The following is a 14,380-nucleotide window of genomic DNA, read 5'->3' as shown; positions in this document are numbered from 1 at the left end:
TTTCTAAGAGTTCTGGACATAAAGACGAGGCCCGTGTGGGCCTTGTCGCCTATGCTTGGAGCTGGATGCCGCCGTCACAGGAGAGGGATGCTCATGTTCCATCGTGTTTGCCGCCTGATCGCACTATGTGTCGTGACCGCCCCATCGCTGACACTGGCCGATACGGTTTTGGAAAACTCACAGTGGCAAGTGGCGTTGGAGCCCGGCACGCTAGCCATACGCGTAACACCGGCTCGCGGCGCGACGGTCACGGCCTCTGCGGGTGTATCGGCGCATGCCGTATCCCAATTCACCGCCACCACCACGCATGCCGACTGGCAATGGGACAACGATGCTTATCGCATTGAAGTGGCGCTGGAAGGGGGCGATCTGGCGCTGAGCATTCGCGCCAAGGCCACCGGTGAACTGGATTTCCTGCGTCAGCCTGGGTCGGCCATGGGCCAGGGGCTGATCTTTCCACTTGCCGAAGGCCATTATGTGCCGCGTGGCAATGCGCTATGGCAGCGGTTCATGATCGATCGCATGGGCGAGATCAATACCGCACAGGATCTGAGTCTGCCGCTATGGGGTAATGATCACGGCAACTTTTCTCTGACCTGGTTGTTGACCAACCCATTCAACAATCAACTGAAGTTCACCGCCGATGGTGATGCGCTCGCTATCGCGGCAAGTCATCAGTTCACTCGGCTGGATCCCGGCACGCCGCTGACTTTGTTGTTGCATCTGGGGGACGCCGATCCGCTGGCCGGTGCCAAACGGTATCGGCAATGGCTGATCGATACCGGGCGTTTCGAATCGCTTGAGAGCAAGCTCGTCAAGACGCCCGAGATCGACAAGCTGTTGGGCGCAACGCACGTATATCTGTGGGGTAGCGGCCTGCTGGCAGTGAAGGATGTCAAAGACTGGTCGGGCTTGCTTCGTTTGCTGCGTGGAAAGCACGCGTTTGCTGTCGATCTTGCGAGCCACTTCGATGCCGAAGCCAGTGCGGTGCTCAAACAGACGAAGGCAACTCCTGATCGCTATGGGCAACGTGTTCTGGTGACCGCACTCAATCAAGCGCTCAACGCGAAGGCACGCGCCCGCTGGTTTGGCGACGAGCCAGACATGCATGTGCTCGCCGATAGCTATGGTGATGTGCGCCAACAGCTATCCGTTGTCTTCGGCAGCGTGCTTGAGCAGGACGCTTCGCGCTGGGGCAGTGGTATATCTATGGCCACCATGCAGCAACTGCAGGCTGCCGGCTTGTCTCATCTGTGGCTGGGCCTTGGTGAAGGCTGGGAGGGCGGGCTGTGGCATCCCGAAGCCATCGCAGCGGCGGTGCGTGCGGGCTATCTGATTGGCCCTTACGACTCCTACGAGACAGCGCTGTTCAGTAAGAAGGAGAATCCGGATTGGGCCACGGCGCATCTCGGTCTGCATGCCTACAAGAACTGCGCCATCGTGCTTGCGAACGGCAAGCCCAAGGCGGGTTTTCAGCAATCCGGTTACTACACCGATCCGCGCTGTGTGCGTCCTTTGCTGGAAGCACGAGTCACCGCGTTGCTCAAGAAAGTGCCATTCAATAGCTGGTTTCTCGATGTCTATGCCACGGCGATGGTATTCGACAGCTATCGTCCTGGCGCAACGATGACCGAGCAACAGAACGCGGCAGGCTACATCGACAGCATGCGCTGGCTGACGGAAAAATTGCATCTCCCCATCGGTTCCGAAGACGGCAACGGACCGACTTCGCAAGGCTTCGTCTTCGCGCACGGCATGCAAACGCCGGTGATGGGTTGGGGCGATCCGGATCTGGGCAGTGGACCGAAGAAGAACAAGCAGTCGCCTTACTACCTCGGCGATTGGTTTCCCGGTGACGAGCCGACCGTCTTTTTCAAGTCCGTGCCGATGAAAGAGCCCTATCGCACGGCGTACTTCGATCCGGTTTTTCGCTTGCCGCTGTACCAGGCCGTGTTTCACGGCTCGATCATCGCCACCCATCATTGGGTTTTCGACAATCTCAAGCTGAGCAATGTGCATGTCGAAAGCGAGCTGACTCAATTGCTCTATAACGCACCGCCGCTGTATCACCTGAGCGCGGACACCTTGTCAGCACGATTGCCGCTGATGAAGCGCCAGGATGCATTCTTCCAGCCTCTGCATCGTGCGCTTGCCACGCAGGCGCTGACCGGTCTGCAATGGCTGTCGTCGGACCGGCGCCTGCAGCAAACGACGTTCGCCGATGGCACTCGATTGATCGCCAACTTCGCGGACGCTTCGCGCGAAGTGGCTGGGAAACGCTATGACGCTCATAGCATCACTGCGATCCGAACCGATGGAAGCATCACGCGTTACGTTCCCGACGCAGATGTGAAAAAGGCGCCCTAGGCGCCTTTTTCACATCGAGCAATCACCGAACTCAGTTCGGCAGGCCAAGATCGTCGAGCAACGCCTTGAGGAAGCGCGCCGCCTCACCACCCGTCGCAGCGCGGTGATCGAAGGTCAGCGAGATCGGCATGCGGCGATGCACTTCGATACCGCCCATCACCGCGACCACGTCATGGCACAACTTGCCGGCACCGATAATGGCGACCGTCGGCGGCACCACCACTGGGGTGGCGTAGCGGCCGGCGAACATGCCGAAGTTGGACAGGCTGATGGTGTAGCCCGACAACTCGGAGGCCGGGATCGAGCGATCTTCCACCTGCGAGCGCAGGCGCTTGATCGCCGCGCGCACACCGGCGCCGTCGAGCACATCGGCATTGCGCAGGGCAGGCACGAACAGGCCGTCCTCCGTGTCCACGGCGATGCCGATGTCCACGTGCGGATGCAGGGTGCGGGTGAGGTTCTTGCCGTCGAACCATGCATTGAGTGCTGGCACCGTCTTGCAGGCGGCGACGATCGCGCGGATCAGGCGGGCGGTGATGTCCTGCTTGCCGATCCAGGCGTGCAGGTCGGCATCGTCCACCAACGTGGTCGGTACCACGTTGGCGTGGGCCTCGGCCATCACGCGCGCCATATTGCGGCGAACGCCCTTGAGCTGTTCCGGCTGGCCGCTGGCTTGCACGCTCGGCGGCGCGGTGCGCACCGGTTTACCGGCGAGCGACACCGGCGTACGAGCTTGCTCTTGTGGGGCATGGTCCGGCTGCGGCAGTTCGGGGGCGAGGTGGCGACCAGCGGAAGCCGGTACCGAGCGTGCGGGAGCGGCACCCAGTGCAGCCGAACCGTTTGCGGCGGCGTCCTTCACGTCCTTCATCGTCACCACACCATCGGCGCCGGTCGGACGCACGCGGGTGAGATCGACCTTGAGCTTCTTGGCGAGCGCGCGCACCGCCGGCACGGCCTTCACGCCGCCGATGCTGGCAGCTTGTTCGACATGCACATGACTGCCGCTGACCATAGCACCGACCACGGTACCTTCGTCTTCGCGATCGGCCTTGGACTCGACTTCGCCACCCTCGTCAGAAGCGACGACCTTGTTGGCGTTGTCCGGCGCCGGGCTGCCGACACTCTTCTTTGGGCCATGGTGATGGCCAGTGCTTTCGGCCTCGGCACGCTGCTTGGCGTTCGGGTCGGGCTCGAAATCGGCCAGCGCGGAGCCGGTCTCGATAATGTCGCCCGGTGCGCCGTAGAGCTTCTTCACCGTGCCGGTGTACGGCGACGGCACATCGACCACCGCCTTGGCGGTTTCCATCGAGCACAGCGGTGCGTCGAGCTTGATGTAGTCGCCTTCCTTCACGTGCCACTCGACGATGGTGGCGTCGGGCAGGCCTTCGCCGAGGTCGGGCAGGTGGAATGATTTGATGTCGGCCATGAGTCGGTTTCCGGTAATCAGGCTGGAGTATTCGGTTCTTTGGCGTCATCCCGGCGTAGGCCGGGATCCAGTAGCGCAGTGATTGGTTGTCGCGAGAGAGTTCGTGTGCTTCGCACTGCGTATTTCACTGGATTTCGGCTTTCGCCGGAATGACGTTCCGTAGGTTGTGTGTTTACGAAGCGGCCAGAGTGCGTTTGGCGGCGTCAACGACGCGCTCGACGCTCGGCAGGTATTTCATTTCCAGGCGGAACAGCGGGATGTGCGTGTCGAAGCCGGTGACGCGCTCCACCGGTGCGAGCAGGTCGTACATGCATTCCTCGGCCAGGCGTGCGGCGATTTCGGCGCCGAAGCCCGCGGTCTTGGGGGCTTCGTGCACGATCACGCAGCGGCCGGTCTTTTGCACCGACTCGGCGATGGTGTCGAAATCCAGCGGGGTCAGCGTGGCGACGTCGATCACTTCGGCGCTGATGCCCTGGGCAGCTAGCTCATCGGCGGCTTCGAGACATTCCTTCACCTGCGCACCCCAGGTCACCAGGGTCACGTCGGTGCCGTCGCGCAGCACGAAGCACACGTCCAGCGGCAAGGCTTCGCCGTCATCCGGCACCTCTTCCTTGTACTGACGGTAGATGCGCTTGGGCTCGAAGAACATCACCGGATCCGGATCGCGGATTGCGGCTAGCAGCAGGCCATAAGCGCGCGCCGGCGACGACGGCATCACCACGCGCAGACCCGGGATGTTGGTGAACAGATGCTCGTTCGCTTCGGAGTGATGCTCCGGTGCGCGAATGCCGCCGCCCCACGGCGCGCGGAACACGGCCGGCACGGTGATCCGGCCGCGCGTGCGGTTGCGCAGGCGCGCAGCGTGGCAGGCGATCTGTTCCATCATCGGATAGATGAAGCCTTCGAACTGTGCTTCGGCGACCGGCTTCATGCCCTGAGCGGCCATGCCCACGGTGACGCCGGCGATGGTGGTTTCGTCCAGCGGCGTGTCGAGCACGCGCAGTTCGCCGAACTTTTCCTGCAGGCCTTGAGTGGCGCGGAACACGCCGCCGTTGACACCCACGTCCTCGCCCAGCACCACGACACTGTCGTCGTGCTTCATTTCATACGCGAGCGCCTGGGTAACGGCTTCGATAAGAGTGATTTGTGCCATGGCTCAGTGACCCTTGGTTTCGAGCGAGAGGACGTAATCGCGCTGCTTGGCGAGATCGGCGGGGACTTCGGCGAAGGTGTAGTCGAACATCGCCGATACCGGCTGCGTCTTGGTCTCGAGGTAAGCGTTCACCTCGTTATCCATCCACTCGTCGCACTCAGCCTTCCAGGCCTCTTCTTTCGTGTCGTCCCACACGCCCTTGGCCACCAGCCAGTTGCGCAGGCGCTTCATCGGCTCGCGGGCCCAGGCGTCCTTCACTTCCTGCTCGCCGCGATAGCGGCGGGCGTCGTCGGCGGTGGTGTGATCGGCGAGGCGATAGGTCACCGCCTCGATCACGCTGCCGCCTTCACCCTTGCGGGCTCGGTCGAGCGCGTCTTCCATCGCCTTGCGCACGGCGATGATGTCGTTGCCGTCCACCTGGATCGAGAATAGGCCGGCAGCGATGCCCTTCTGCGCGAGCGTGGGCGCGCCGGTCTGGATCTTGCGCGGCACCGAGATGGCCCACTGGTTGTTGACGATCACCGCGACCATCGGCAAGTTCTGCGCGCCGACGATGTTGATAGCGCCGTAGAAATCGCCCTTGGACGAACCGCCGTCACCGATGGTGCACACGGCCACGCGCGGCTCGTTGCGGATCTTGAACGCCAGCGCGGAGCCCGCGGCATGCAGGCACTGCGTAGCGATCGGCACCGACCACGCAAAGTCATGGCGTGCCGGTTCCTTCTGGTAGTCGTTGCCGCGCTCGTCACCGCCCCAGTACATGTAGACCTCGCGCGGCTGCACGCCGCGATACAGCTGCGCGCCGTATTCGCGATAGCTGGGAGCCAGCACATCTTCTGGCTTCATGGCGCTGCCGATGCCGACGTGCGCGGCTTCATGGCCGAGGCAGCTGGCGTAGGTACCGAGCTTGCCGGTGCGCTGCAGGGCGACCGACTTGGCGTCGAACACGCGGGTCGACAACATGAGCTTGTACAGCTCGACCATGTGGGGCAGATCGTTGGCGAAGGCTGGCAGGTCGTCACGGACCTGTTTGCCTTCGGCATCGAGGTACTGCAGATATTCGATTTCGAACTTGGCGGCGATAGACACGACTCGCTCCCGGAGTGAGTGAGGGATGGGTATTGGGATAGCGGGAAGGCGGCGACCCATCCAGTGAGGTCAAGCGCGCGCAAAAGTCCCTGACAAGACCGTATTTGATATCAGGCAGGCATGTTGCGCCGCAAGGTACGGTGCAGCATGCGGGGTGGTACGGGGCAGACGTTAAACGCAGGTAATATGGGGTTTTTCCGCCCCACCGGACCCCCATGACGGACAATCGGCGCGACCTCGAGGCCGGCATCGAGCTGGATCTGAACGGACGACTGACCTATGGCGGCTACCTGCGCCTGGACGTGCTGCTCTCCGCCCAGCAGCCGCTGAGCCAGCCCCCGCACCACGACGAAATGCTGTTTATCGTGCAGCACCACGTGGCGGAGCTGTGGATGAAGCTGATCATCCATGAGCTGAAATCGGCCATTGAACATCTGCGTCAGGATGATCTCGATCCCTGTCTGAAGATTCTCGCCCGGGTAAAACAGGTGCAGCGGCAGCTGTTCGAGCAATGGGGCGTACTGGAGACACTGACGCCGTCGGAGTACCTGGAGTTCCGCGACATCCTGGGCCCTTCCTCCGGCTTCCAGTCCTTGCAGTACCGACAGATCGAGTTCCTGCTGGGCAACAAGAACGCGCAGATGCTGGCGGTGTTCGCGCACGATCCTGCGGCGCAGGAAGCACTGCGCGCGGTGCTGGAAGCGCCGAGCCTGTACGACGAATTCCTGCGCTACCTGGCGCGCCGCGGTCATGCTGTTCCGGCCGAGTTGCTCGAGCGCGACTGGAGCCAGCCGTACCAGCGCAACGAAGCGCTGCTGCCGGTGCTCAAGCGCATCTACGAGAACCGTGCGGAGTTTTGGCCCGAGTACCACATGTGTGAGCAGTTGGTGGATGTGGAGGGAAGTTTCCAGCTATGGCGTTTCCGCCATATGAAAACGGTGGAGCGGATCATCGGGCATCGGCGGGGGACGGGTGGTTCGTCGGGTGTGTCGTTCCTCAAGAAGGCGCTGGAGTTGGAGTTCTTTCCTGAGTTGCTGGATGTGAGGACGGTGTTGGGGAGCTAGGGATCGCCTTTACCGTCTCGTCATTCCTGCGCAGGCAGGAATCCAGAGTGGTGCGCTTCGGTTGTCGCGTCTGCGTGCCCTGGCTCGCCTGCGGCGGGCTTCCGAACCGCTGCCGCGGTCCGGGTCACTTTCTCTTTGCTGGCCCAAAGAGAAAGTAACCAAAGAGAAATGGCCTGAAGAGCGGCGGTGTGCTCTGTAGCTACGCATCTTCCAGTGTCAGGCGTCGGGATGTGTTCTTCGGCTTGATGGTCTGTCCTGCCTTGAAGCGCCACATCTCCCTCTCCCCTTCGGGGAGAGGGTTGGGGTGAGGGGTGGGTGCTCGGTTTGCTGCTTCTACTGAGTCATCTCGGTGTCGGTCGAAGCCCATTAGTGGTGCGCCGCTCGCCATGATTTCCCCGCAAGATGCTGCGCCGCATTTGACGGCTGCGGCCCTGGCCGGTTACATGTCGGCCGTTTGTATCCGTGATCCGCACGCGATGTGCCGATCAGCTCGCCCAGCCAGTATCCAAGGGGACCGCATGACCGACACCACTACGACCACGGCGCCAGCAGTGCCGGATTTCCCGGAGACCCTGGGCCACCCGCGTCCGTTGTGGATGCTGTTCATGACGGAGTTCTGGGAGCGCTTTGCGTTCTACGGCATCCGTTGGGCGCTGGTCCTGTATATCGTCGCCCAGTTCTACCAAGGCAGCGGTACCGGCGAGCAGCCGGCCAATCAGCTTTATGGTGCTTACCTCGCGCTGGTCTACGCAGCAGCGATTTTCGGTGGCTATGTCGCCGACCGGGTGATCGGGTATCAGCGCTCCATCTTGCTTGGTGCATTGATCATGGCCGCGGGCTTGTTCCTGATCGCGGTGCCGAATCAGGAGGTGTTCAAGCTGGGCCTGGCGACGGTCATCGCCGGTAACGGCTTGTTCAAACCCAATATCTCGACGATGGTCGGCAAGCTCTACAGCGTAAGCGATGGGCGCCGCGACTCGGGGTTCACCATCTTCTATATGGGGATCAATCTCGGCGCGATGATCTCGCCGATCCTGACCGGCTGGCTCTCGGACAGGATATTCGGCACCGATGTCATGCCCGCGTACAAGGTGGTGTTCATCACCGCCGGCATCGGCATGATCCTCAGCCTGGTGTGGTTCTGGTTCGGTCGCCGCCAGCTGGTGGGCATCGGCCGTCCGCCGGTCGGCGGAGAGCATCGCGGTCGGGTGCTGCTGACGCTCGTCGGAGCGCTGGTGGCGATCCCGGCGATCTACTTCCTGCTGACCATCGATGCCGAAACCCTTAACTGGTGGGTACTGACGCCGATGTTCGTGGTGCTGTGCGCGCTGATCATTGCCGAGGGCGTGCGCGAAGGTAAGGTGCAGCGCGACCGCGCGCTGGCGATGCTGTTGATCTTCGTGTTCAACGTGCTGTTCTGGATGTTCTTCGAGCAGGCAGGCAGTTCGTTCAACTTCCTCGCGGACAAGATCGTCGACCGCAGTTTCGGCAACTGGACCTTCCCGGTGGCCTGGTTCCAGTCGGTCAATTCGCTGGCGATCATCGCCGTCGCGCCGATGTTGGCCTGGCTGTGGGTGAAGATGGGGCGGGCCAACCCGTCGATTCCGCGCAAGTTCGGCCTGGGCCTGATCTTCAATGGCCTGGCCTTCGCGCTGCTGATGTTTGCCCTGTCCAGCCTGGTCAATGAACTCGGCAAGATCCCGTTCTGGACCCTCTTCATGGTCTACGTGATCCAGTCGGTCGGCGAGCTGTGCCTGTCGCCGATCGGCCTGTCGATGGTGACCAAGCTGGCGCCGGTGCGCCTGGTCGGTTTCGGTATGGGCGGCTGGTTCCTTTCCACCGGCATCGGCAACAACCTGTCCGGCATCTTTGCCGGCCACGTCAGCGGCAAGGGCGGCATGACCGTGACCTCGGCGCTGTCGGGTTATACCTTCGGCTTCTGGCTGTTGCTGGGCGGCGGCGTGTTGCTGTTCCTGATTGCGCCGCTCATCAGCAAGTTGATGCACGGCGTGAAATAAGAAGCCAGCGATAGGTGGGGAGCGAGTGGCTAAAGCAGCCCTCGCTCCTCACTCACTTCTGTCTGACCGGCTGCAGCTTGTCCAAAATCCGCGTTAGCCACGCACGTTCTTCCTGATCCAGCTTCGCCAGCACTTCGCGCTCGCGGGCCCGCGCCATCGGCGCCACTTCATCGTGAACCTGCCAGCCGGCCTCGCTCAGGCTGAGCACCGAGCGGCGCTTGTCGCCGTCGTGGGTGCCGCGGTTGACGCGGCCCGCTTCCACCAGCCGGGCCAGTGCGCGGCTTACCGCCACCTTATCCATCGCCGTGCGTTCGGCCACTTCACGGGCCGACAGGCCGTCGAAGCGGGCCAGCACCGCCATCACGCGCCATTCGGTCACACTCAGGTCGTAGCGTTGCTGGTAGTCGTCGGCGATGGCCTGGCTGACCGTGTTGGAAAGGATCGACAGCCGGTAGGGCAGGAAGTGTTCCAGCTCGATGGGTGCGTGGTCGGGCTTGTGGTCGGCAGACACTGCTGCGTCGCTCCTTGCAAATGGTTTCATATGTAACTATAACGCTGGGCTTATCCGGCTGGTCGCACCCTTGGGGGTATGACCGGCATCGTGCATCGACCTCAGGAGATTCCCATGAGCGCGCAGCCCAATCTTGGCATGCAGGTGACCACTTTCGAGAACCCGATGGGTATCGATGGCTTCGAATTTGTCGAATTCGCCGCACCGGCAGACCGCGGCGGGGAACTCCACGCCCTGTTCCAGCGCATGGGCTTCACCGCGGTGCTCAAGCACAACAGCCGCCCGATCACGGTCTACCGCCAGGGCGGGGTGAATTTCCTGGTCAACGAGGACCCGGATTCCTTCGCGGCCGACTTCGCCGCCAAACACGGCCCCTGTGCCGCCGGTTTTGCCATCCGCTTCAAGAAGACCTCCGCCGAGGTCCTCAACACCGTGCTCGGCAACGGTGGCGAAGCGGTGACCGACAAGGAAACCACCAAGGCGGTGAACGCGCCGGTGGTGAAGGGCATTGGCGACTGCATGCTCTATCTGGTCGACCGCTACGGCGACAAGGGCAGCATCTACGACGGCGACTACGCACCGATCCCGGGTGTCGACCCGAACCCGGCAGGTTTCGGTCTGACTTTCATCGACCACCTCACGCACAACCTCTACTTCGGCAACATGCAGAAGTGGTCGGACTACTACGAGCGCCTGTTCAACTTCCGCGAGATCCGCTACTTCGACATCAAGGGCGCCAAGACTGGCCTGGTGTCCAAGGCGATGACCGCGCCGGACGGCATCGTGCGCATTCCGCTCAACGAATCGAGCGATCCGAAGAGCCAGATCAACGAGTACCTCGACGCCTATCACGGCGAAGGCATCCAGCACATCGCCTGCTTCACCGACAATATCTACGACACGGTGGAAGCGATGCGCGCCAAGGGCGTGGAGTTTCTCGACACGCCGGATTCGTACTTCGAAGTGATCGACCTGCGTATTCCGAACAACGGCGAAGACGTGCCGCGCCTGGCCAAGAACAAGATCCTGATCGACGCCGACCCGGAGACCAAGCAGCGCAAGCTGCTGCAGATCTTCACCCAGAACAATATCGGCCCGATCTTTTTCGAGATCATCCAGCGCAAGGGCAACGAGGGCTTCGGCGAAGGCAACTTCCAGGCGTTGTTCGAGTCGATCGAGCGCGACCAGATGAAGCGTGGCGTGCTGTAAAGCCTGCGCGAGGGTGGCCGCCCGTTGCGGACGGCCACCTTTGACGTCCGGTCAGTGCGGGAAGCCGCCGCTCTTCATCATGGCGGCGAACATCGCGCCAAAGAAGATGACGTACAGCACCATCAGCACGATGCCGACCAGGTACAGCACGCCCTGGATCACGAAGTAGGTTTTCAGCTTGGCCAGCGCTTCTTTCAGTGCGTTGGCGTCGCCGCTGGCCTGGGCTCGTTCGATGGCGCCGGCGGACTGCATCACCAGCACGCCGATCCAGATCGGCAGCCAGGCGATGATGATGCCGACGATGGTGATGGCGGTGAGAGCGCCCTGGATGATGAACATGATGCCCACGAACTTCATCCAGCCGCTGCCAGAGGCGAGCGGTTGGCTGAGTTCGCTGACCGAATGGCTTGAGCTGGCCTGGCCGAGCGAGGCGAATTGATCGGACATGTTTTCCCCTTTGCAATCGTTGCAGTAATTGGATGTCGCCTCAGTCCTTGAGCGAGGCGGGGCCAAGAGTAATAGGATCGGGCGTCGCCGTGCGCGCCGCCGCCAACCCGGCAGATCGTGGAGCTTCCATGTCAGCAAGCAAACAGCAGTATCAATCCGGCTTCGGCAACGAATTCGCCAGCGAAGCGATCCCCGGTGTACTGCCGGTAGGGCAGAACTCGCCGCAGCGGGTGGCCCACGGCCTGTATGCGGAACAACTCTCCGGCACTGCCTTCACCGCGCCGCGCCATAGCAATCGGCGTAGTTGGCTGTATCGCATCCGCCCGGCGGCGGTGCACCAGCCGTTCGCACCGAAGGCGCACGCGCGTTTCCACAATCGTTTCGACGAAGCGCCGGCCACGCCGAACCAGTTGCGCTGGGACCCGTGGCCGCTGCCGGCGCAGCCCGCCGATTTCGTCGATGGGCTGGTGACGCTGGCCGGCAATGGCGGCGCGGCCGAGCAGGCGGGTTGCGGCATACATATCTATGTAGCCAATCGCTCCATGCAGGGGCGCTTCTTCTACGACGCCGATGGCGAGCTGTTGATCGTGCCGCAGCAGGGTCGTCTGAAGCTGGCGACCGAGTTTGGCGTGCTGGAAGTGAAGCCGCTGGAGATCGCGGTGATTCCGCGTGGCGTGCGCTTCCGCGTCGAGCTGCTGGATGGAGAGGCTCGCGGCTACGTGTGCGAGAACTTCGGCGCGCTGCTGCGCTTGCCCGATCTCGGTCCGGTCGGTGCCAACTCGATGGCCTTGCCGCGCGACTTCCTCACACCGCACGCAGCCTATGAAGAGGTTGAAGGCGACTTCGAGCTGATCGCCAAATTCCAGGGCGCGCTGTGGACAGCGAAGATCGGCCACTCCCCGCTGGATGTCGTCGCATGGCACGGCAACTACGCGCCTTACAAGTACGACCTCACGCTATACAACACGGTGGGCTCGATCAGCGTTGACCATCCCGATCCCTCGATCTTCACCGTGCTGACCTCGCCTAGCGACACGCCGGGCACGGCCAATGTGGATTTCGTGATCTTCCCGCCGCGCTGGCTGGTCGCCGAGCACACCTTCCGTCCGCCGTATTTCCATCGCAATGTGGCGAGCGAGTTCATGGGGCTGATCGAAGGCGCCTACGATGCGAAGGCCGGCGGCTTCGTGCCAGGCGGCGCGAGCCTGCACAACTGCATGAGCGGCCACGGCCCGGACGCGGCGAGTTTCGAGAAGGCGACCAACGCCACGGTGGACAAGCCGGACCATCTCACCGGCACCATGGCTTTCATGTTCGAAACGCGCAAGGTGATCCGTCCGACCAAGCAGGCGCTGGAAGCGCCGCAGCTGCAAGGCAATTACTATGAATGCTGGCAGGGGATTCAGAAGCACTTTCACAAGGAGTGACTGGCATGACACCTGATCGCATCCTCGTTGCGGCTCTGCTCGCGTCGCTGCTTGCCGCGTGCAGCGGTGACCAGCCAGGCACGCAGGCTCCGTCGCCGGCGTCCACCGCCACGGCGTCCACTGCGGCACCGCCAGCAGCACCCGCCGTTGATGCACTGGCCATGGCCAGCTTCACCGGCTACGGCGACATGCGCTTCGGCATGGACGAGGCTGCATTCCGCAAGGCCTGGGGCGGCGAGTTGAAAGGCCAGCCGCCTGTAGCAGGCTCGACCTGTACCTATCTCTATCCGAAGTGGGTCAAGGCACCAGCCGAGATCGGCTTCATGCTCGAGGGCGGCCACTTCGTGCGCTACGACGTGACCACCGCCAAGGAAATCGCGCCGGGCGGCGGCAAGATAGGCATGGACAAGGCACAGCTGCTGGCGCTGTATGGCAGCAAGGCGCAGGAGCAACCTGACAAATATGTACCCGACGCGAGCACGTTGCGTGTCGAGGGCGACAACCACGGCATCGTGCTGTTCGAGCTCGGCGCCGATGGCAAGGTAAACAAGTGGCGGGTGGGCGTTCCCCCGCAGGTCGATTACGTCGAAGGCTGCGGCTGAGCGCAGCACACGGAGCAGATAGATGAAGCTGGGCAGTCTTAAGGAAGGTGGTCGTGACGGCACCCTGATCGTGGTCAGTCGCGATCTGCAGCACGCAGTCAAGGCATCGGGCATTGCGGCGACCATGCAGGCCGCGCTCGACGATTGGTCCAACGTAGCACCGCGCCTCAATGCGCTCTACGACGAACTCAATGCCGGCAAGGTGAGCGCTGCGTTCGCGCTCGACATGACTGCACTCGCTTCGCCGCTGCCGCGCGCCTACGAGTTCGTCGATGGCAGTGCCTATCTGCCGCATGTGGAACGCGTGCGCCGCGCGCGCGGAGCGGAAGTGCCGGAGTCGTTCTATGTCGATCCGCTGATGTACCAGGCGACCAGCGCCGGCTTCCTCGGTCCGCGCGATCCGGTAGTGGTACCCAGCGAAGACTACGGCATCGATCTCGAAGCTGAAGTGGTCGTGGTCACCGACGATGTGCCGATGGCGCCGACACTTGAGCAGGCTTCCGCGCATATTCAACTGGTGGGGCTGGTCAATGACGTCTCGCTGCGCGGACTGATTCCGGGTGAACTCGCCAAGGGCTTCGGCTTCCTGCAATCGAAACCGCGTTCCGCGCTGTCACCGGTGCTGGTGACGCCGGACGAACTCGGCGATGCATGGCAAGGCGACAAGCTGCATCTGCCGATGCGCACCTGGATCAATGGTCAGTGGTTTGGCGAGGCCGAGTGCGGCGTCGACATGCAGTTCAGTTTTGCGCAGCTCGTTGCACATACCGCAAAGACGCGTCCGCTTACCGCGGGCACTATCGTCGGCTCAGGCACCATCGCGAATGAAGACACCAGCAAAGGTGCTTCCTGCCTCGCCGAACAACGTACGGTGGAAACGTTGCGCGACGGCAAGCCGAGCACGCCGTTTCTCAAATACGGTGATACCGTGCGCATCGACATCACTGATACGCACAACGTGTCGATCTTCGGCGCGATCGAGCAGGAAATTGCGCCATTGCGTCGATAAACCCTTGCGTCATCACGATGTGAATATTTTTTCGCCGCGTCGCAGACCCGTACGCAAT

12 protein-coding genes are annotated in these 14,380 nt (G+C 62.4%); 7 read left to right on the top strand and 5 right to left on the bottom strand.

The genetic code is table 11. From position 1 onward, the window contains the following. The first annotated feature begins 93 nt into the window (after positions 1 to 93). A complete protein-coding gene (locus BM338_RS11865; protein WP_090451272.1) occupies positions 94 to 2,367 on the top strand; it encodes a glycoside hydrolase in 2,274 nt (757 codons plus the stop codon). A 31-nt stretch (positions 2,368 to 2,398) separates the two neighbouring features. Here BM338_RS11865 and BM338_RS11860 read toward each other — a convergent pair whose 3' ends face one another. The 3 genes from BM338_RS11860 to pdhA all read right to left on the bottom strand — a co-directional run bounded on the left by BM338_RS11860 (position 2,399) and on the right by pdhA (position 6,035). Continuing rightward, positions 2,399 to 3,793: a dihydrolipoamide acetyltransferase family protein gene (locus BM338_RS11860; RefSeq protein WP_090451068.1), complete on the bottom strand. Its 1,395-nt coding sequence runs from the start codon at positions 3,791 to 3,793 to the stop codon at positions 2,399 to 2,401. Between the two features lie 172 nt (positions 3,794 to 3,965). Then, positions 3,966 to 4,946 carry an alpha-ketoacid dehydrogenase subunit beta gene (locus BM338_RS11855; RefSeq protein ID WP_090451067.1) on the bottom strand — a complete coding sequence of 327 codons (981 nt, stop codon included), beginning with the start codon at positions 4,944 to 4,946 and terminating at the stop codon, positions 3,966 to 3,968. A gap of 3 nt (positions 4,947 to 4,949) precedes the next feature. After that, on the bottom strand, positions 4,950 to 6,035 hold the full coding sequence (gene pdhA / locus BM338_RS11850; protein ID WP_090451066.1) for a pyruvate dehydrogenase (acetyl-transferring) E1 component subunit alpha: 1,086 nt from the start codon (positions 6,033 to 6,035) through the stop codon (positions 4,950 to 4,952). A gap of 215 nt (positions 6,036 to 6,250) precedes the next feature. Between pdhA and BM338_RS11845 the strand changes: the two genes are divergently transcribed. Beyond that, the gene (locus BM338_RS11845; protein WP_090451065.1) at positions 6,251 to 7,099 is read left to right on the top strand and encodes a tryptophan 2,3-dioxygenase; all 849 of its coding nucleotides are present in this window, start codon (positions 6,251 to 6,253) and stop codon (positions 7,097 to 7,099) included. A gap of 518 nt (positions 7,100 to 7,617) precedes the next feature. Then, on the top strand, positions 7,618 to 9,117 hold the full coding sequence (locus BM338_RS11840) for a peptide MFS transporter (RefSeq protein ID WP_090451064.1): 1,500 nt from the start codon (positions 7,618 to 7,620) through the stop codon (positions 9,115 to 9,117). Between the two features lie 52 nt (positions 9,118 to 9,169). On the opposite strand, the gene BM338_RS11835 is transcribed toward BM338_RS11840, so the two are convergent. After that, the gene (locus tag BM338_RS11835) at positions 9,170 to 9,658 is read right to left on the bottom strand and encodes a MarR family winged helix-turn-helix transcriptional regulator (RefSeq protein WP_090451063.1); all 489 of its coding nucleotides are present in this window, start codon (positions 9,656 to 9,658) and stop codon (positions 9,170 to 9,172) included. A gap of 84 nt (positions 9,659 to 9,742) precedes the next feature. Between BM338_RS11835 and hppD the strand changes: the two genes are divergently transcribed. Continuing rightward, positions 9,743 to 10,837 carry a 4-hydroxyphenylpyruvate dioxygenase gene (gene hppD, locus BM338_RS11830; RefSeq protein ID WP_090451062.1) on the top strand — a complete coding sequence of 365 codons (1,095 nt, stop codon included), beginning with the start codon at positions 9,743 to 9,745 and terminating at the stop codon, positions 10,835 to 10,837. A gap of 51 nt (positions 10,838 to 10,888) precedes the next feature. On the opposite strand, the gene BM338_RS11825 is transcribed toward hppD, so the two are convergent. Beyond that, on the bottom strand, positions 10,889 to 11,284 hold the full coding sequence (locus BM338_RS11825) for a DUF5362 domain-containing protein (RefSeq protein ID WP_090451061.1): 396 nt from the start codon (positions 11,282 to 11,284) through the stop codon (positions 10,889 to 10,891). A 128-nt stretch (positions 11,285 to 11,412) separates the two neighbouring features. Here BM338_RS11825 and hmgA point away from each other — a divergent pair, with 128 nt between their 5' ends. From hmgA to BM338_RS11810, 3 genes are read left to right on the top strand one after another with little or no spacing between them, the layout of a single operon-like run. After that, complete coding sequence (gene hmgA / locus BM338_RS11820) at positions 11,413 to 12,711, top strand: homogentisate 1,2-dioxygenase (protein ID WP_090451060.1); 1,299 nt, start codon at positions 11,413 to 11,415, stop codon at positions 12,709 to 12,711. 5 nt (positions 12,712 to 12,716) lie between these two features. Further along, the gene (locus BM338_RS11815; RefSeq protein WP_090451059.1) at positions 12,717 to 13,313 is read left to right on the top strand and encodes a lectin; all 597 of its coding nucleotides are present in this window, start codon (positions 12,717 to 12,719) and stop codon (positions 13,311 to 13,313) included. A gap of 22 nt (positions 13,314 to 13,335) precedes the next feature. Next, positions 13,336 to 14,322, top strand: a complete 987-nt coding sequence (locus BM338_RS11810; RefSeq protein ID WP_090451058.1) for a fumarylacetoacetate hydrolase family protein — start codon at positions 13,336 to 13,338, stop codon at positions 14,320 to 14,322. The last annotated feature ends 58 nt before the right edge of the window (positions 14,323 to 14,380 follow it).

The organism is Dyella sp. OK004 (assembly GCF_900114495.1).
Classification (GTDB): Bacteria; Pseudomonadota; Gammaproteobacteria; order Xanthomonadales; family Rhodanobacteraceae; genus Dyella_D.
The sequence above is the reverse complement of the archived record's forward strand: the minus strand, read 5'-3'. Positions and strand labels throughout refer to the sequence as shown.

Coding starts and splice junctions, on each gene's coding strand:
- BM338_RS11865 (WP_090451272.1), top strand. CDS start 94: ATGTTCCATCGTGTTTGCCGCCTGATCGCACTATGTGTCGTGACCGCC.
- BM338_RS11860 (WP_090451068.1), bottom strand. CDS start 3,793: ATGGCCGACATCAAATCATTCCACCTGCCCGACCTCGGCGAAGGCCTG.
- BM338_RS11855 (WP_090451067.1), bottom strand. CDS start 4,946: ATGGCACAAATCACTCTTATCGAAGCCGTTACCCAGGCGCTCGCGTAT.
- BM338_RS11845 (WP_090451065.1), top strand. CDS start 6,251: ATGACGGACAATCGGCGCGACCTCGAGGCCGGCATCGAGCTGGATCTG.
- BM338_RS11840 (WP_090451064.1), top strand. CDS start 7,618: ATGACCGACACCACTACGACCACGGCGCCAGCAGTGCCGGATTTCCCG.
- BM338_RS11835 (WP_090451063.1), bottom strand. CDS start 9,658: ATGAAACCATTTGCAAGGAGCGACGCAGCAGTGTCTGCCGACCACAAG.
- hppD (WP_090451062.1), top strand. CDS start 9,743: ATGAGCGCGCAGCCCAATCTTGGCATGCAGGTGACCACTTTCGAGAAC.
- BM338_RS11825 (WP_090451061.1), bottom strand. CDS start 11,284: ATGTCCGATCAATTCGCCTCGCTCGGCCAGGCCAGCTCAAGCCATTCG.
- hmgA (WP_090451060.1), top strand. CDS start 11,413: ATGTCAGCAAGCAAACAGCAGTATCAATCCGGCTTCGGCAACGAATTC.
- BM338_RS11815 (WP_090451059.1), top strand. CDS start 12,717: ATGACACCTGATCGCATCCTCGTTGCGGCTCTGCTCGCGTCGCTGCTT.
- BM338_RS11810 (WP_090451058.1), top strand. CDS start 13,336: ATGAAGCTGGGCAGTCTTAAGGAAGGTGGTCGTGACGGCACCCTGATC.